The 16,848-nt window shown below is 60.2% G+C and carries 11 protein-coding genes; all 11 read left to right on the forward strand.

Going from position 1 to position 16,848, the window contains the following annotated elements:
• The first annotated feature begins 25 nt into the window (after positions 1-25).
• The 11 genes from hemA (at position 26) to AC1RUK_RS30215 (ending at position 16,827) form a co-directional block, all read left to right on the forward strand.
• Positions 26-1,264: a 5-aminolevulinate synthase gene (gene hemA / locus AC1RUK_RS30165; protein ID WP_481839355.1), complete on the forward strand. Its 1,239-nt coding sequence runs from the start codon at positions 26-28 to the stop codon at positions 1,262-1,264.
• A 109-nt stretch (positions 1,265-1,373) separates the two neighbouring features.
• Positions 1,374-1,637, forward strand: a complete 264-nt coding sequence (locus AC1RUK_RS30170; protein WP_481837709.1) for a hypothetical protein — start codon at positions 1,374-1,376, stop codon at positions 1,635-1,637.
• 37 nt (positions 1,638-1,674) lie between these two features.
• On the forward strand, positions 1,675-2,115 hold the full coding sequence (locus AC1RUK_RS30175) for a hypothetical protein (RefSeq protein ID WP_481837708.1): 441 nt from the start codon (positions 1,675-1,677) through the stop codon (positions 2,113-2,115).
• 398 nt (positions 2,116-2,513) lie between these two features.
• Entirely contained in the window at positions 2,514-3,734 is a 1,221-nt protein-coding gene (locus tag AC1RUK_RS30180) for an acyl-CoA dehydrogenase family protein (protein WP_481837707.1), read from the forward strand.
• A 71-nt stretch (positions 3,735-3,805) separates the two neighbouring features.
• Complete coding sequence (locus tag AC1RUK_RS30185) at positions 3,806-4,609, forward strand: enoyl-CoA hydratase-related protein (RefSeq protein ID WP_481837706.1); 804 nt, start codon at positions 3,806-3,808, stop codon at positions 4,607-4,609.
• Between the two features lie 41 nt (positions 4,610-4,650).
• Positions 4,651-5,877 (forward strand): CaiB/BaiF CoA transferase family protein, encoded by a 1,227-nt coding sequence (locus AC1RUK_RS30190; RefSeq protein ID WP_481837705.1) that lies wholly within the window; start codon positions 4,651-4,653, stop codon positions 5,875-5,877.
• Between the two features lie 58 nt (positions 5,878-5,935).
• Entirely contained in the window at positions 5,936-6,721 is a 786-nt protein-coding gene (locus AC1RUK_RS30195; RefSeq protein WP_481837704.1) for an enoyl-CoA hydratase, read from the forward strand.
• A 74-nt stretch (positions 6,722-6,795) separates the two neighbouring features.
• Positions 6,796-7,740: a 3-hydroxyacyl-CoA dehydrogenase gene (locus AC1RUK_RS30200; RefSeq protein WP_481837703.1), complete on the forward strand. Its 945-nt coding sequence runs from the start codon at positions 6,796-6,798 to the stop codon at positions 7,738-7,740.
• Between the two features lie 2 nt (positions 7,741-7,742).
• Positions 7,743-8,723, forward strand: coding sequence for a 3-hydroxyacyl-CoA dehydrogenase NAD-binding domain-containing protein (locus AC1RUK_RS30205; protein ID WP_481837702.1), 981 nt, complete (start codon positions 7,743-7,745; stop codon positions 8,721-8,723).
• A 204-nt stretch (positions 8,724-8,927) separates the two neighbouring features.
• Positions 8,928-10,580 (forward strand): fatty acid--CoA ligase, encoded by a 1,653-nt coding sequence (locus tag AC1RUK_RS30210; protein WP_481837701.1) that lies wholly within the window; start codon positions 8,928-8,930, stop codon positions 10,578-10,580.
• A gap of 739 nt (positions 10,581-11,319) precedes the next feature.
• Positions 11,320-16,827 (forward strand): PAS domain-containing protein, encoded by a 5,508-nt coding sequence (locus AC1RUK_RS30215; RefSeq protein ID WP_481837700.1) that lies wholly within the window; start codon positions 11,320-11,322, stop codon positions 16,825-16,827.
• Positions 16,828-16,848 lie beyond the last annotated feature (21 nt).

The raw sequence follows: 16,848 nt of genomic DNA on the forward strand, positions 1-16,848 counted from the left end.
AAGGCAGCCACAGCAGTGGTCGGGCGTGTCTTCGCCTGGCTACGGCGACTTCTTTGCCGCGGCACTTGCGCGGCTCTGCGAAGAACAGCGCTACCGCGTGTTCGTCGAGATCGAGCGAATTGCTGGCTGCTATCCCCTTGCCATCTGGCAGTCTCCGGAAGGCCCCCGGGAGGTTGTGGTCTGGTGTTCGAACGACTACCTCGGAATGAGCCAGCATCCGGCTGTTGTGGGTGCCATGTGCTCCACCGCGAACAGAGCGGGAGTGGGCGCTGGCGGGACGCGCAATATAGCCGGAACAAACTCGCCGATCGTCGAGCTCGAGCGTGAACTTGCCGATCTTCATTGCAAGACGGCCGCCTTGGTTTTCACCTCTGGGTACGTGTCGAACCAGACGGGCATTTCGACTATTGCCAAGCTGATCCCGAACTGCCTGGTCCTGTCGGACGAGTTCAATCACAATTCCATCATCGAGGGTGTCCGACAGTCCGGCGCGGAAAGGATGATTTGGCGTCACAACAACATGGCAAATCTGGAAAGCCTGCTCGCGGCGGCGGGACGGGGGCGTCCGAAGCTAATCGTGTTTGAAAGCCTCTACTCCATGGACGGCGATGTCGCTCCGATCTCAGAGATATGCGAGCTAGCCAAAACGCACGGTGCCATGACCTACTGCGATGAAGTTCACGCCGTCGGACTGTACGGTCCGCGCGGCGCAGGGGTAGCGGCACGCGAAGGCGTCATGCACCGCATTGACGTGATCGAAGGAACTCTTGCAAAAGCTTTCGGCTGTCTCGGCGGATACATTGCTGGCAGCAGGAACCTGATCGACGCGGTCCGCTCATACGCGCCCGGCTTCATTTTTACGACCGCCCTTCCTCCGCCGATCTCAGCGGCAGCGACCGCGGCGATCCGGCATTTGAAGGCCTCCGACCGGGAGCGCTTCCATCACCGAAAGCGCGTTGATGAGGTAAGATCACATCTATCTAATGCCGGTCTGCCGGTTGGGCACACCGATACCCACATCATTCCCATATTTGTCGGCGATCCCGAGAAGTGCAGGGCGATCAGCGATTTGCTGTTGACCGAGCACAGTATCTACATCCAACCGATCAACTATCCCACGGTTCCTAGGGGAACAGAGAGGCTTCGGATAACGCCGTCACCTTTGCACAACGACCGCATGGTTGGCGAACTTGGTGATGCGCTGGTAGACGTATGGTCCCGCTTGGGATTGCCTCTAGGAGACGATCTGCCAGCGACAGAGTGACCATCGTCGAGACATCAACGCGTAGCCTTGCTGCTCCCGATCTCGGCGAGCACGGATCCTAGATTCTCAGACTGCTTGACATTATGGGCGCCACTGGAGCGTACCATTCATGGCCGTAAATGCGGTTCGCATCGTGGCAACCGCTTCGGAGCGGCCAGCACTTCGCCCCAAGCTCCTGATGCTGGTCAGCGCAGATCTTGCTGCCAACCTGGGTGAAATCACCATTGCAGTTTCCGGTCTCGGCGTGGAGCAGCCGGCGGCTCGGCAGCGAGGGCGACAGGTTTCTTTGGCAGTTGCTTTAACCGTCGAAACGAACAAGCCGGCGCACGTCGATCAAATCCAGCGACGATCGGTCCCGGTAAGCTCCTGCTGAAGCCGAGAAATGCGCAGCAGCTCGCAGGAGTACGACAATGGTCAAGAAGCCCACGACCAACGATGGTTTTGATCGTGCGAGGCTCAGAGAGGCCGCCAACCACCTGACAAATGGCCTGATTGAGCAGCTGCACGACATCCTCGAACACAGCGCACAGGAAAACCTGAAAGGCGCGCGAAGATGCGGCCAGACAGCGGTCAATTTGATGCAGGCCGCCGCAGTCCTCAGGACTGTTCACGACTACGCCGACATGACTTCCAGGCGGCTTCGGCAGATCGCATCGCTCATGCGGTTGGGGGAGGAGGCGGGTGACAAACCTGAGTACTTCGAGCTCTGCGACAGTGAAGGCCCCGGCTGCGACTGCGAGGTGGTGTGCAAACATAAGCCGAAACACCTTCTTAGCGAGGGAGAGAACACGTTCGGCGACGCCTTCCAACGGAGCCGTCAGTTCTTTCAGAACGAACCGCCGAACGGATAGTGATATTGAATTTCCGGTTGATGGCCTGGATGCGGACACAGAAACCGGGTCAGCATGGCGGTTGGACAGCCGACCATTCGCCATCCGCAAGGTCGGCTGTCCACCGCCCTGTTTTGGATGAAAGTCGATCCCCTCCCGATTTCCTCGCGACTAGCGAACCATCATCAATCCGGACTGGTTGCGCCGCGCACAGCGGCTGGTGGAGCATACCATTCGTAGGCCTTGCCATTCCGGTGCCATCTCGCGAACCGAAGCAGGCACCGCTGAGATTATGAGGATTGGGGGCACAGGCGTCCTACCCGCCGCAGAGTTCTCCAAGAAGAAAGCGCCGGCCGAAGCCATAGTCCCACTCACACTTCATTCCGAGAGATCGGGACAATCGAGCAGGAGAACGAAGGATGGCAATGGCGGTCGCAACCAAGGAAGACAAGAAGGCGAAGCCTTTGCCGGCGCCGAACAGCGACTTCTACCAGCTTGTCGATGTCCTGACTCCTGACGAATCGGCGGTGGTCAGGAAGGTGCGGGCCTACATGGAGAGCAAGGTCCAGCCGATCATCAACAAATACTGGTCTGAAGACGCGTTTCCGTTCGAGCTGCTACCGTCTTTCAAGGAACTCGGCCTCGGCGGCCTTGGATATGAGGGCTACGGTTGCGCCGGCGGCAGCCAGAAGCTGTTCGGCTTCGTCGCAATGGAGCTGGCACGCGTTGACGCTTCGTTCTGTACCTTCTTCGGTGTGCACAGCGGGCTCGCCATGGGCTCGATCTATCTCGATGGGTCGGAGGAGCAGAAGCAGAAGTGGTTGCCGCCTATGGCGCGCTGGGAAAAGATCGGCTGCTTCGGCCTGACCGAGCCACTGGTCGGTTCCGGAACGAGCGGAGGGCTGACCACGACCGCCAAACGCGAGGGCGATACCTGGGTGCTCAACGGCCAGAAGCGCTGGATCGGCAACGCGACGTGGTGCGACGTGTCGATCATCTGGGCGCGCGACCTCGCCGACAATCAGGTGAAGGGCTTCATCGTCGAGAACAAGACGACGCCGGGATTCAGCGTCGAGAAGATCGAGCACAAGATCGCGCTCAAGGTCGTCCAGAACGGCGTCATTACGCTGAAGGATGTCCGCGTTTCGGAAGCCAACCGCCTGCAGGGCGGCAACTCGTTTCGCGATACCGCGCGGGTGCTGCGGATGACGCGCTACATGGTCGGCTGGGCGTCGACCGGCATCCAGATGGGCGCGTTCGAGGCAACGCTGAAATACACGCAGGAACGTCTGCAGTTCGGCAAGCCGATCGCTTCGTTCCAGTTGGTGCAGGATATCCTCGCCAAGATGCTCGCCAACGTAACCGCGTGCCAATGCCTGATGGTCCGCCTGGCGCAGATGGATGACGAAGGCAAGCTTGCCGACCACCACGCCTCGCTGGCCAAGGCGTTCTGCACGGCAAAGTCACGCGAGACGGTTTCGTGGGGCCGCGAGTTGCTCGGCGGCAACGGCATCGTCGCCGACTACAATGTGGCGCGCTTCTTCAACGACGCCGAAGCGCTCTACTCATACGAAGGCACCTATCAGATGCAGAATCTGATCGTCGGCAAAGCCATCACCGGCCTTGGCGCATTCGTGTGAGCAGCGGCGAGCCAGGGTCGCTCCCCCCACCCTGGCTCGCCCCCCCTTTTTTCCTAAGCAGGAGATTGATCATGGCCGTTGAAGCGGCGGGCCTGGCGCTCGCAAACGTCCTCTATGAGAAGAAGGGTGCAATTGCCTACGTCACCGTCAATCGCCCAAAGGTTCTCAACGCGCTCAATACGCCGACGTGGTCGGATTTGGGAAAGGCCTTCGCGGACGCTCGGGACGACGCTGCGATACGTGGCGTCATCCTGACGGGTGCCGGCGACAAGGCTTTCATCGCGGGCGCCGACATCAGCGAGCTTGCACAGGTATCAGCGTTCGAAGCTGAACAGTCCAGTCGCTTCGGGCAGGGGGTGCTCGATCTCATTGAGAATCTCGGCAAGCCGGTGATTGCAGCCGTGAACGGATTTGCGCTCGGCGGCGGTTGTGAGACGGCGATGGCCTGCACCATCAGGATCGCGGTGGAAACGGCGAGGTTCGGCCAGCCGGAAGTCACACTGGGATTGGTACCCGGTGGCGGTGGAACGCAACGACTGCCGCGGCTGGTCGGAAAGGGCCGCGCCCTTCAGCTCATCCTCTCCGGGGACATGATCACAGCGCAGGAGGCGTATCGGATCGGGCTGGTCAACGAGATTGTTCAAGCCGCCGAGCTCATCACCCGTGCCGAGGCGATCCTGGGGAAGATCGCCGCCAACGCTCCGATTGCCATCAGGTTCGCGCTCGAGGCGGCAAACAAGGGGATGGAGACGAGCCAGGGCGAAGGCCTTCTGCTCGAGGCCTCCTACTTCGGGCTGTGCGCGGCAACCGAGGACAAGAAGGAGGGGACGACCGCCTTCCTCGAAAAGCGCGCGCCACAGTTCCGTGGACGCTGAACAAACCCGACGCACACGGCAATTCAGAAAGGACAGCCCATATGGCAACCGACAACATTTTCGCCGGACTGAAGGTGGTAGACTTGGCCAGCTTCATAGCGGGGCCAGCCGCCGCGGTGATCCTGTCCGACTTCGGCGCCGACGTCATCAAGGTCGAGCCGCCAACCGGCGACACGTGGCGGATCGGATACAAGGTCCCGCCGCAGCCTCGGTCAAAGGATAACTATCCCTGGCATCTCAACAACCGCAACAAGCGCGGATTGGCGCTCGATCTGAAGTCGCCCGAAGCGTGGGAGGTTCTGCGGCGGCTGGTGGAGTGGGCCGACGTTCTGATCGTCAACACGCCGCATCCGGCTCGCGAAAAACTCAAGCTCGGTTATGACGATGTCGTGCCGTGGAACCCGCGTCTGATCTATGCGGACGTTACCGGCTATGGCGACAACGGGCCTGATGCACAGCTTTCGGGGTTCGACATCACGGCCTACTGGGCACGAAGCGGACTGCTGTCATTGACACGAGATGCCGGTGCCCCGCCGACACTGCCAGTAGCAGGCAGCGGCGACCATGCGACGGCGGTCAGCCTCTATTCGGCAATCGTCACGGCGCTCTACCGGCGGGAACGCACGGGGAAGGGTTCGTACGTCACCACCTCGCTGCTCGCTGCCGGCGTCTGGGCCAGTGCTGTCACGGCACAGGCTGCGCTAGCCGATGCCACGTTCTTCCCATTGCACGATCGCGCCAACCCGCCGAACGCGACCTTGAATGTCTATCGGGCGGCCGACGAGACATGGTTCTTGATCGTGCTGACACCCGACAAATGGCCGGCTCTGGTCAATGCGATTGGTCGTCCGGATCTCCTGACGGATGCCCGTTTCGCGGACCCTGCGAAACAGGCTGCGAATTCAGGGCAACTCACCGCGATTCTGGATCAGATCTTTGCTGCGCAGCCGATGGCACACTGGGGCGAAGTCTTCGAGCACGGCCATCTTACCTTCGGCGTGGTGCAGGCACCCAGCGAAGTGATCAAGGACCCGCAGCTGAGGGCGAATGATATCGTCGTGCCGCTCGAGGGCGCCGGTGGAAACCTCAATTCCACGATCGGCAGCCCCCTCCAGGTGCATGGCGTTGCCAAGGCGCCGGCCCGACGCGCGCCCGAGCTCGGCGAACACAGCGAGGAAATCCTCAAGCAGCTCGGCTTCAACATGAACGAGATAGACACTCTGCGTACCAACGGTACGGTTCCGAAGGCACCAGGACGCGCCGCTTAGAGCGACGTTCGAGCCTTTCCGAGCTCAAGCAACTGTTGGACCAACTGGATTGAAGACGATGGATGACATAGCTACGGAACGGTCCGAAGGCATACTTCGCGTCGAATTGAATCGGCCGGAAAAGAAGAATGCGCTAACTTCGAGCATGTACGCGAAGCTCGCGGATATCTTCAATGACGCGGCCAAGGACGACAGCGTACGTGTCGTGCTTTGGCACGGTGCGGGAGATGTATTCAGCGCCGGCAACGATATCCAGGACTTTCTGAAGAATCCTCCGGGTCCTGGAGAATCTCCCCAGGCTCGACTCATGAATGCGCTGGCTGATTTCGGCAAGCCGATCGTTGCGGCCGTGCGTGGCGCCGCGGTGGGAAGCGGAACCACCGTGCTGTTGCACTGCGATTTCGTCTATGCCGGCGAAAGCACCAGGTTTCAGATGCCTTTCATCAACCTTGCCTTGGTGCCGGAATTTGGCTCGAGCTACGCCGTTCCGGCTGCGATCGGGCACATCCGCGCAGCTGAGTTGATTTTGCTGGGATCGGCGTTCGATGCTAGGCGCGCCACGGAGCTGGGATTGGTCACGCAGGTCGTGCTCGATGAGAACCTGCTGCCGGTGGCGACCGAAACGGCGCGCAAGCTGGCCGCGAAACCCGCTGGTGCGCTGCAAGCGTCCAAGCGACTTCTGAAGCGTCCCTTTCGCGAACAGATCAAGGCGGCAATGCGGGCCGAGAATGAGGCCTTCAGCGCTCATGTCCGCTCCGAGGAGGCGATGGAAGCGCTGACAGCCTTCCTGGAAAAGCGTCCTCCCGACTTCACCAAAACCAGAAAGCCTTTGGCGGCCGTGTAGGCCGTTGGGGACGACCGAACTTGCAGGATGCGGCGCTTCGGCATCGCAGCCCTGAGCTTGTGAAAGGAAGAGCTATGAATGACGCTTTCGCGACGAAGTCGAATCCAAAATCGGGCAGCAAGGATACGGTTGGCCGACTGTTCGTTCTTGAGCTGAGTGGCGACCGTATCCACTCGATGACCCCGGACGGCTCCGACCGGAAGGTCATCGTCACCGGATGTCATCTGCCCGACGGCATCGTGGTCGATGTCGAGGCCGGCCATATCTACTGGACCAACATGGGGGTGCCCAACCTCAACGACGGTTCCATCGAGCGCGCCGACCTCGATGGCAGCAATCGCAAGGTGATCGTCCCCCAGGGCATCACACACACGCCAAAGCAGCTTCACCTGGAGAAGCGGAGCGGCAAGCTTTACTGGTGCGACCGCGAGGGCATGCGGGTGATGTGCGCAAATCTCGACGGTTCGGATGTCGAAACGCTGGTACAGACAGGCGAGGGCGAGGACGATAGCCGCGACGCCACCAATTGGTGTGTGGGTATCACGGTCGACCCTGTGCGTGGGCAAATTTACTGGACACAGAAGGGTCCGGACAATGCCGGCCTCGGCTGCATCTTCCGGGCGGGCATAGGCATACCCAAGGGCGAGGACGCCGCCAGTCGAACGGACATCGAACCATGGTTCGACGAGCTGCCTGAACCGATCGACCTCGAGCTCGACCTCGAGAGCCGCGTTCTCTACTGGACGGATCGCGGCAATCCGCCGGCCGGCAATACGGTCAATCGGGCCTCGATCGATGCACCGGCCAGAAATGGATATGCACCTGAGCTCGTCGTCAGCGACCTGATGGAAGGTATCGGTATCGCGCTCGATGTTCCCGGCGATCGGATGTTCGTCACCGACCTTGGCGGCTCCGTCTATTCGGCAAAGCTCGATGGCTCCAAGAAGCGCGCGCTTCTCTTCGCCCAAGGCAATCTGTCCGGCGTCGCGTACGCCGAAATCCCCTCGAAGGAGCAATGACCATGGCTGGCAGCAAGCAGATCTCTCAGGTCGCCATTATCGGGACGGGTGTCATCGGCGCGAGCTGGGCAGCACAGTTCCTTGCAAAGGGCCTCGATGTTGTGGCGACGGATATCGCTCCTGATGCGGAAGCCTCGTTGAGACGCTTTGTCGATGCGGCCTGGCCCGCCCTCGATAGGCTGGGGCTCTCCCCCGGGGCCTCTCCAATGCGGCTGGCCTTTACCGCCGACATGTCGGAGGCCGTCAAGGGAGCCGATCTCGTCCAAGAGAATGGACCGGAGAGGATCGACTTCAAGAAAAAGCTATACGGTCAGCTCGACGAACTGCTGCCGTCCGATGTGATTATCGCCTCAAGCTCATCGGGCCTGACAATGAGCGATATCCAATCCGGTTGCCCGTTTCACCCCGAGCGCTGCGTCATCGCGCATCCGTTCAATCCGCCGCATCTTGTCCCGCTGGTCGAGATCGTCGGTGGCGCCAAGACGTCCGAGGAGACGATCCGGCGCGCATCGGAATTCTATACGGCTCTGGGCAAGAAAACGGTCCGCCTGCACAAGGAAGTGCCTGGGCATGTCGCCAATCGATTGCAGTCTGCGCTTGCACGGGAGGTGTATCATCTGGTTGGCGAGGGCGTCGTCAGTGTTGCCGACGTCGACACCGCGCTCTCCTGGGGACCGGGACTGCGGTGGGGCATTATGGGCCAGGTAATGCTCAATCATCTCGGCGGCGGCCAAGGCGGCATGGAGCATTTCCTGCAGCAATTCACCGGTCCGATGACAGCCTGGTGGAAGGTCCTCGGTTCGCCGGAATTGACACCTGAGCTCCAGCAGAAGCTGATCGATGGCGTTCACGCCGAGGTGGGCTCGCGGACGATCGACGACTTGGCCGCGGAGCGGGACGAGGTCCTGCTTGGGCTCTTGGAATTGCGAAACAAGGCGGATGAGGAAGCGGCGCGGCAGAGAAAGGCCGATCGCGTCGCCTAGGGCATTTACAGCCAACTATTTGGCGTCCGTACAAGGGACGGCAACACGAATAGCCAGAGCGGTTCGCGGGTTCCAAGCCAACCGCAGCCGCTCTGGCGACGAGGCGCGTCAAAGCGAAGGCCTGACGACAGGAGACGCGCCGTCATCAACGCCAGGCCGGCGTCATCGAGCGCAGACGCGCGATATATCATTGGGGACGCCGCCATGGCCGCAAGACCGATACAAGCCACCAAGTCCGCATATGAGTATCCGTTGCTGATCAAGCAACTGTGGCATAGCCCGCTCTTGCAGGCGCCCGATCAGGAGATCGTCTATCGGGATATCAGGCGCTTCACCTACCGGCAGCTGCACGAGCGCATCGGGCGGCTCGCGTACAGCCTCGACAGGCTTGGCGTCCGCGCCGGAGACACCGTCGGCGTGCTGGACTGGGACAGCAACCGGTTCCTGGAGGCCTACTTTGCCGTTCCGATGATGGGAGCTGTCTTGCAGACGGTGAACGTCCGTCTGTCACCGGAACAGATCGCCTATACGATCAATCACGCGGGCCCGTCGGTGCTTCTCGTCAACGACGACTTCGTCCCGGTTCTGGAAGGCATCAGGCAGCAACTGCCCAAGGTGAAGACGCTGATTCTGATGTCGGATCGAGCAGTGCCGCAAACAGGCGGACTTTCATTCGCAGCCGAATACGAGGAGCTGCTGCTCGGCGCTTCGCCCGACTACACCTTCCCAGACTTCGACGAGAACACCCTTGCCACCACCTTTTATACGACCGGAACAACGGGTTCGCCGAAGGGTGTCTATTTCAGCCATCGCCAGTTGGTGCTCCACTCACTCGCCGAAATGGCTTTCCTGGGCAGCGCCGCCAAGCAGGGGAGGTTTTGCCGCGACGACGTCTATATGCCGATTACCCCGATGTTTCACGCTCACGCCTGGGGGTTTCCGTGGACGGCGACGCTTTCCGGCGTCAAGCAAGTGTATCCAGGGCGCTACGATCCGGCTTTGCTCCTCAAGTTGATCAAGACCGAAGGCGTGACCTTCACGCACGGCGTGCCGACGATCCTGCAGATGTTGCTCGGCGCCGCCACGGCGGCAAACACCGATCTCGCCGGCCTGAAGATGGTGGTTGGAGGTTCCGAACTTCCGAAGGGGCTTGCCAAACAGGCGCTTGCGTTGGGTGTCGACGTCTATGCCGGCTACGGCATGTCGGAGGGCGCACCGTTACTTTGTCTGGCGCAGGTGAAATCAGCAGATCTCACGGGCGATTCCGACAAAGAGATCGATATCCGAACCAAAGCAGGGATGGCAGCACCACTGGTCGATATCCGTTTGGTCGACTGGGACCGAAACGAACTGCCGCATGACGGGACGACGCCTGGCGAAATCGTCGTGCGCGCGCCGTGGCTCACGCAGGGATATGTCGACAACGCGGAAGCATCCGAGCAATTGTGGGCGGGCGGCTATCTGCACACCGGCGACATCGGCGTCATCGAGCCGGGCGGGTACGTTCGGATCATCGACCGGATCAAGGACGTCATAAAAACGGGCGGCGAATGGGTGTCGTCGCTGCAGATCGAAGACCTCATTTCGCAATGCGAGGGTGTGTCGGAAGCCGCTGTCATCGGCGTCAAGGACGATAAATGGGGAGAGCGACCGCTGGCGCTGGTCGTCAGGGACGCCCACACAGGCGGCGATGTCAGCGACACGCAGATAGAGGCGCACCTGAAAGCCTTCGCCGATGCCGGCGTGATTTCGAAAATAGGAATCCCGGACAGGATCCTGTTTGTCGATGCGCTCCCCAAGACAAGTGTCGGCAAGTTCGACAAAAAGCAGCTGAGAGAGAAATACGGCGAACGCTAGCTCATATACACTCGCGCCTTGCGATGACGAACCGCAGCGCGGTGCAGCGTCGCAAGCTGCGCAATCCGGGTTTCTCGAGAGGAGGGAGCGACTATATGGGTCGCCCTCCTCTTTGCGATGGAGTGCGCAGAAACAACCAAATCGCAGCACGTCGATGCAAGCGATCGGGAACCTCCCAGGCTAGATTTCTCGCTAGTTCCGGTAGCGGATAGGCCGTCTCCCGCCAAGGACTCGGAATGCTGAAGGAGTTTGCGGTCGCGCTGTCTTCCCTGGGCTATGCCGTACGGACACCGTCGCCGCCACGGCCTTTCACGGTGGCGTTCTGGCGGTCGAGTTTCTAGCGTGACATGGAACTGCCGGCCAATCTGTGACACGGGCGCTATTTTCTGCGGCTCTCCGCAGGAACGCGCGATGAGCCGACGGTGGATGAGCCGGTTCGCCGCATGTCGAACGAGCCCCTCGTCGCAGACATATGGATAGGCGAGGGCGAACTCACCTTTCCAGAGCGCATTCGCATACGATTGCTATACCAGCTTTGCAGAGCGTCTTTTTCTGAGGATGAGGCGGAACCCCGGAACGCTTCGCCAATCATCTGAAAAGGCCCGAAGGACATGGCCGAAAGGACATGGTCCGTCTCTGCCGCAGGGGCTAAGATGATTGTGCCACCTTTGCCGGGTCATCAGCGATCCTCTGCGACATGGCGCTCCGACAAAGGCAGGTCCGAATCTGGAGGCCGGCCATGGAGCGACCTGTGTCAAAGGACGGTGATGGAGCCGGGGTGGGGCTCTTCAGCGCAGAGCAAGAGCTTCGTCTGTTGGTGGAGACGATTCCAACGCTCGTGTGGAGAGCCGGGCCAGACGGCAATATTGAGTATGTCAACCAACGTGTGCTCGACTATTTTGGAGCGCCGCTTGGCGAAATCACCGGCTGGGGATGGGCGGAAAGAGTCCATCCGGATGACGTCGCCTTCAAGATGAGGAGCTGGCTCGAAAATCTCGAAACTGAAAATCCTCACGATGTGGTCTGCAGGTTTCGCGGAGCGGACGGTCGATACCGCTGGTTCAATGTACGCGGAGCACCGCTGAAGGCCGACGACGGCCGTGTGCACCGCTGGTACGGCGTCCTGATCGACATTGACGATCAAAAGAAGGCGGAGGAGGCTCTTCGAGAAAGCGAATACAAGCTCCGTCAAATCTTCGAGACGGTGCCAGGCTTGCTCTGGTCAGCGGATCCCGCCGGCGACCCGACCCAAATCAATCAGCGCCTGGTGGACTATACCGGCATGCGACTTGAGGACATCCAACATGGCGGTTGGGAGGCCTTCCTGCACCCCGACGACTTTCCAGAAACCGCAAGGGCTATCCAGCACGCAATTCAGACCGGAACGTCGTACCAGGCTGTACACCGTTTGCGCCGGGCGGGCGGGGAGTTTCGTTGGCACCACGCTCGTGGTGAGCCTCTGCGCGATCGGCAGGGACGCATTGTCCAGTGGTACGGCCTGTCAGTCGACATCGATGAAGCCAAGAGAGCCGAAGACCGGCTGCGCCGCAGCGAAGCTCTCCTGGCCGAAGCGGAAAGGCTGAGCCACAGCGGCGCGTCGGCCGCCAACGAATCGACAATCCTCTATTTCTCGGAGGAAGCTTACCGGATCTGGGGGTTTGATCCGGCGCTGGGTATTCCGAGCCCTGAAGCCATGTTCCAACGGATTCACCCAGACGACCGAGACCGGGCGCGCGCCACGGCTGAGCGCTTGTTGAGCGACAAAAAGGGCTATTCGCACGGGTACAGAATCGTGCTGCCCGATGGAACGGTTAAACACATCGAATCAACCAGGGAACCTGTGTTCTCGCCAAGCGGGGAGCTTGTCGAAATTGTCGCCACACAGATCGATGTGACGGAGCGCCAGCGGGCCGACGAAGCCCTGCGGGACAGCGAATACAAGCTTCGTCAAATTCTTGAAACAGTGCCAGGTCTCATCTGGCTGACGGATCCCAACGGCAACCCGACCTATGTCAACCAGCGCATCCTCGACTATATCGGCGCGCCATTTGAAGAATTTGTTGGTCGTGGCTGGGAGGCATTCATACACCCCGACGACCGTCCAGAGACGGCAAACGCTTTCGGCCAGGCAATCCAGACTGGAACTTCCCATGAGATTGTACACCGTCTGCGTCGGTCGGACGGCGCGTATCGCTGGCACCATACCCGTTCTGAACCTATGCGTGATCAACAGGGAAGCGTCATCCAGTGGTATGGCCTGTCCGTCGACGTCGATGAGGCCAAGAGAGCCGAGAACCTGCTACGCCGCAGCGAGGCCCTTCTGGCCGAAGCACAGAGGCTGAGCCACAGCGGTGCGTCGACCTACAACGCGTCAACGCTGCTCTATTGGTCCGAGGGAGCCTACCGCATCTGGGGGTTTGACCCGGCACAAGGCATTCCGGACCGCGAAGCCGTCTTCCAACGGGTTCACCCCGACGACCGAGATAGGATGCGTGCAGACATCGACCGCGTGCTCGTCGATCCAATAGGCTCCTCGAACGAGTTCAGAATTGTACTGCCCGATGGAACGGTCAGGCATCTCGAATCCATCCGGGAGCCTGTGTTCTCCGCAAGCGGGGAGTTTCTCGAAGTCGTCTCCACACAGCTCGACGTGACGGAACGCAAGCGTGCCGAGCAAGCGCTGCGGGAGAGCGAATTTAAGCTCCGTCAAATTATCGAAACAGTGCCAAGTCTCCTCTGGTCGTTGGCCCCCGACGGCGAGCCGACCCACTACAACCAGCGCATGCTGGACTATTTCGGCATCCAATATGAGGACTTCAAGCATCGTGGTTGGGGCGCGTTCGTACACCCCGACGACCTTCCAGAAGCCGAGAAGGCGTTCTTCCACGATATTCGAGCCGGAATTTCACACCAGGCTGTGCTCCGTCTGCGCCGGGCGGACGGTGAGTTCCGTTGGCACCAGTCGCGCTGTGAGCCTCTGCGCGATCAGCAGGGACGCATTGTCCAGTGGTATGGCTTGTCTGTCGACGTCGATGACGCCAAAAAGGCCGAAGACCGGCTACGCCGCAGCGAAACCTATCTGGCGGAAGCACAGAGACTGAGCCACAGCGGTGTGGCCGCCTTCAACGAGACGAAGGTTCTCTATGGGTCGGAAGAGATATACCGCATCTGGGAGTTTGATCCCGCGCAAGGCGTGCCGAGCCTCGAAGCCGTATTCCAACGGATCCACCCCGACGACCGCGACGGGCTTAACTCAGAGGTTCAGCGCGCGGTGGGCGAGAAGAGAGGCTATTCGCACGAGTACAGAATCGTACTGCCCGATGGAAAAATCAAACACCTCGAAGTGATCGGCCAGCCTGCGTTCTCGTCGAGCGGGGAACTGGTCGAGATTGTCACGACACAGATTGATGTGACGGAGCGCAAGAGAGCGGAAGACCGGCTACGCCGTAGCGAAGCCCATCTGGCCGAAGCACAGAGCCTGAGCCACACCGGTTCCACGGTCTATAACGAGAAGACGATTCTCTATTGGTCGGACGAGACTTACCGCATCTATGGGTTTGATCCGGCATTGGGCATTCCGAGTCTTGAGGATGTGTTCCAACGGATTCACCCCGACGACCGGGACCGCACGCGCGTAGAATTCGAGCGCGCGTTCACCGAGAAAAGAAGCTTCGCGATCGAGCTCAGAATCGTACTCCCCGATGGGACTGTCAAAAATCTCAAATCGATCAGCCGACCTGTCCTTTCCGCGGACGGAAGGCTTGTCGAGTTTGTGGGCACAAACATCGATTTGACGGAGCGCAAGCAGGCCGAGGAAGCCTTGCGGGAAAGCGAACACGCGCTCCGTCAACTCTTTGAAACGGTACCCGGCCTGCTCTGGTCAGTGGATCCCGCCGGCGAACCAACACAGCTCAACCAGCGCATGTTGGATTATACCGGCATGCGATTTGAAGACTTCAAGCATGGTGGTTGGGGGACCTTCCTGCACCCCGACGACTTTCCAGAAACTGCAAGGGCCTTCCGAGGCGCAATTCAGGCAGGAACTCCCTTCCAGGGCGTCTTCCGTCTGCGCCGGGCGGACGGCGAGTTTCGGTGGCACCATGCTCGTGGCGAGCCTCTTCGCGACCGTCTGGGGCGCATTGTCCAATGGTATGGCCTTTCTGTCGACATCGATGAAGGCAAGAGAGCAGAAGACTTGCTGCGCCGCAGCGAGGCCTATCTGGCCGAAGCACAGAGCCTGAGCCACACCGGCTCCGCGGCCTTCAACGACACAGCGATTCTCTATTGGTCGGACGAGACTTATCGAATTTTTGGACTTGATCCGAGCAACGGTGTCCCGAGCCGCGAAGCTGTGGTGCAAGCGATCCATCCCGATGATCTGGAGCGGGTGCGCGAGGAGGCCCAACGAGCGGTGCAGCAGAAGAGCGACTACGAACTTGAGTACAGAATCGTACTGCCCGCAGGAATCATAAAACATATCGAAGTGACCTCTCATCCCAAGTTTTCAGAAAGCGGAGACCTTGTGGAGGTTGTCAGCACTATCGTCGATGTGACAGAACGCAAAAGTGCCCAACAGGCATTGCGGGAAAGCGAATACAAACTCCGTCAGCTGATGGACACGGTACCAGGCCTCACCTGGTCAACGGGCCAGCCCGGATTCATGGCACAGGTACAAGCCATTCTGAATGTGCTTCCGGCATTTACATGGTACGGAACTCCGTCGGGCAGCCTGATCTTCGTGAATACACGACAAGCGGATTTCCTTGGTGTTCCGAAGGATCATCCCCTGCGTTTCGGCATCGACACCGGAGCACCGTGGGACGTCCATATCCCGTTCCTGCATCCGGACGATCAAGAAGACGGGCGCAAACTCTGGTCAAATAGTCTGCGCACGGGCGAGGGCTACGAACATAACTATCGAGTCCGTACCGCCCAAGGCGACTACCGCTGGTTCCACACTCGCACCGAGCCGCTCCGGGCAAGCGATGGAACGCTTCTGCTATGGGTAGGGGCAACTCTCGATATTGAAGAGCTCAAGCGCGCTGAGGAAGGATTGCGGGAGAGCGAGGCGAAGTTCCGCGACTACGCCGAAAGTGCCTCCGACTGGTTTTGGGAAATCGGTCCGGACTACAGATTCACGCTGCTGACCAAGAATGCGTTTGGTTCAGACGCGGCTGATCGAATCGGCGCGACGTGCTGGCATCGCGCTCTCGATCTCGAAACGGAACCGGAAAAATGGCGGGTTTTCCAGGCAACCCTCGATGCGCGCAAACCGTTCCGTGACTTCGTATATTGCTGCGCTCGCCAGAACGGCCCTCCCATCCATGTGAAGGCCAGTGGCAAGCCAGTGTTTGACGCCGACGGAGAATTCCGTGGCTATCGCGGCACCGGCACCGACGTGACGGCACTCGTGCGCGCGCAGGAGGAACATGAGAGGCTGCGCCAACTGGAGTCGGATCTCGCGCATATGAACCGGCTCAGCCTAATGGGGGAACTGACCGCCTCGCTGGCCCACGAAATCACGCAACCGATTGCCGCAGCGCGCAACAACGCCCGTGCCGCAATGCATTTTCTGGACCGGAATCCACCGGATCTGGGAGAAATCCGAGAAGCGGTCGCCAGTATCGTCGATGATGCCGACAGAGCCGGAAATATCATCGACCGTGTCCGTGATCACATAAAGAAGGCGCCTCCTCGCAAGTCTCGTTTTGACTTGAACAAGGCGATGGACGAAGTGATTGAGTTGGCACGAAGTGCGATCGCCACGAATGGTGTCTTCGTCCGGACCCGCCTCACGGAGGCGCTGGCTCCCGTCGAGGGGGATCGTGTCCAACTGCAACAAGTGATGCTGAACCTGATCCTGAACGCGGTCGAAGCCATGAGCACGGTAGAGGCGGGGCCGCGGGAGTTGTCGATCCGCACCGAGCAAACCCAGAACGGTGGTGTTCTTGTGATCGTGCGCGACACAGGACCGGGCATTGACCCGAACCATCTCGATCGCGTTTTCGAGGCCTTCTACACCACGAAGCCGAGCGGAGTGGGGATGGGACTGTCGATCTCTCGGTCGATTATCGATGCCCACGGGGGCCGGCTGTGGGCAGAAATGGACGCTTCGAGTGGGGCCATACTTCGGTTCTCTTTGCCCGGCGCAGGCAACGAACTTTCGACTTCTCGCCGCTCGGCCCACTCAACCGGAGAGCCCAACGACGACATCGTCATGCCGGCGTCAAAGAGGCCCGCGCCGTGACGACTCCATGTGGACATGCGT

It is taken from the genome of Mesorhizobium monacense (assembly GCF_056781675.1).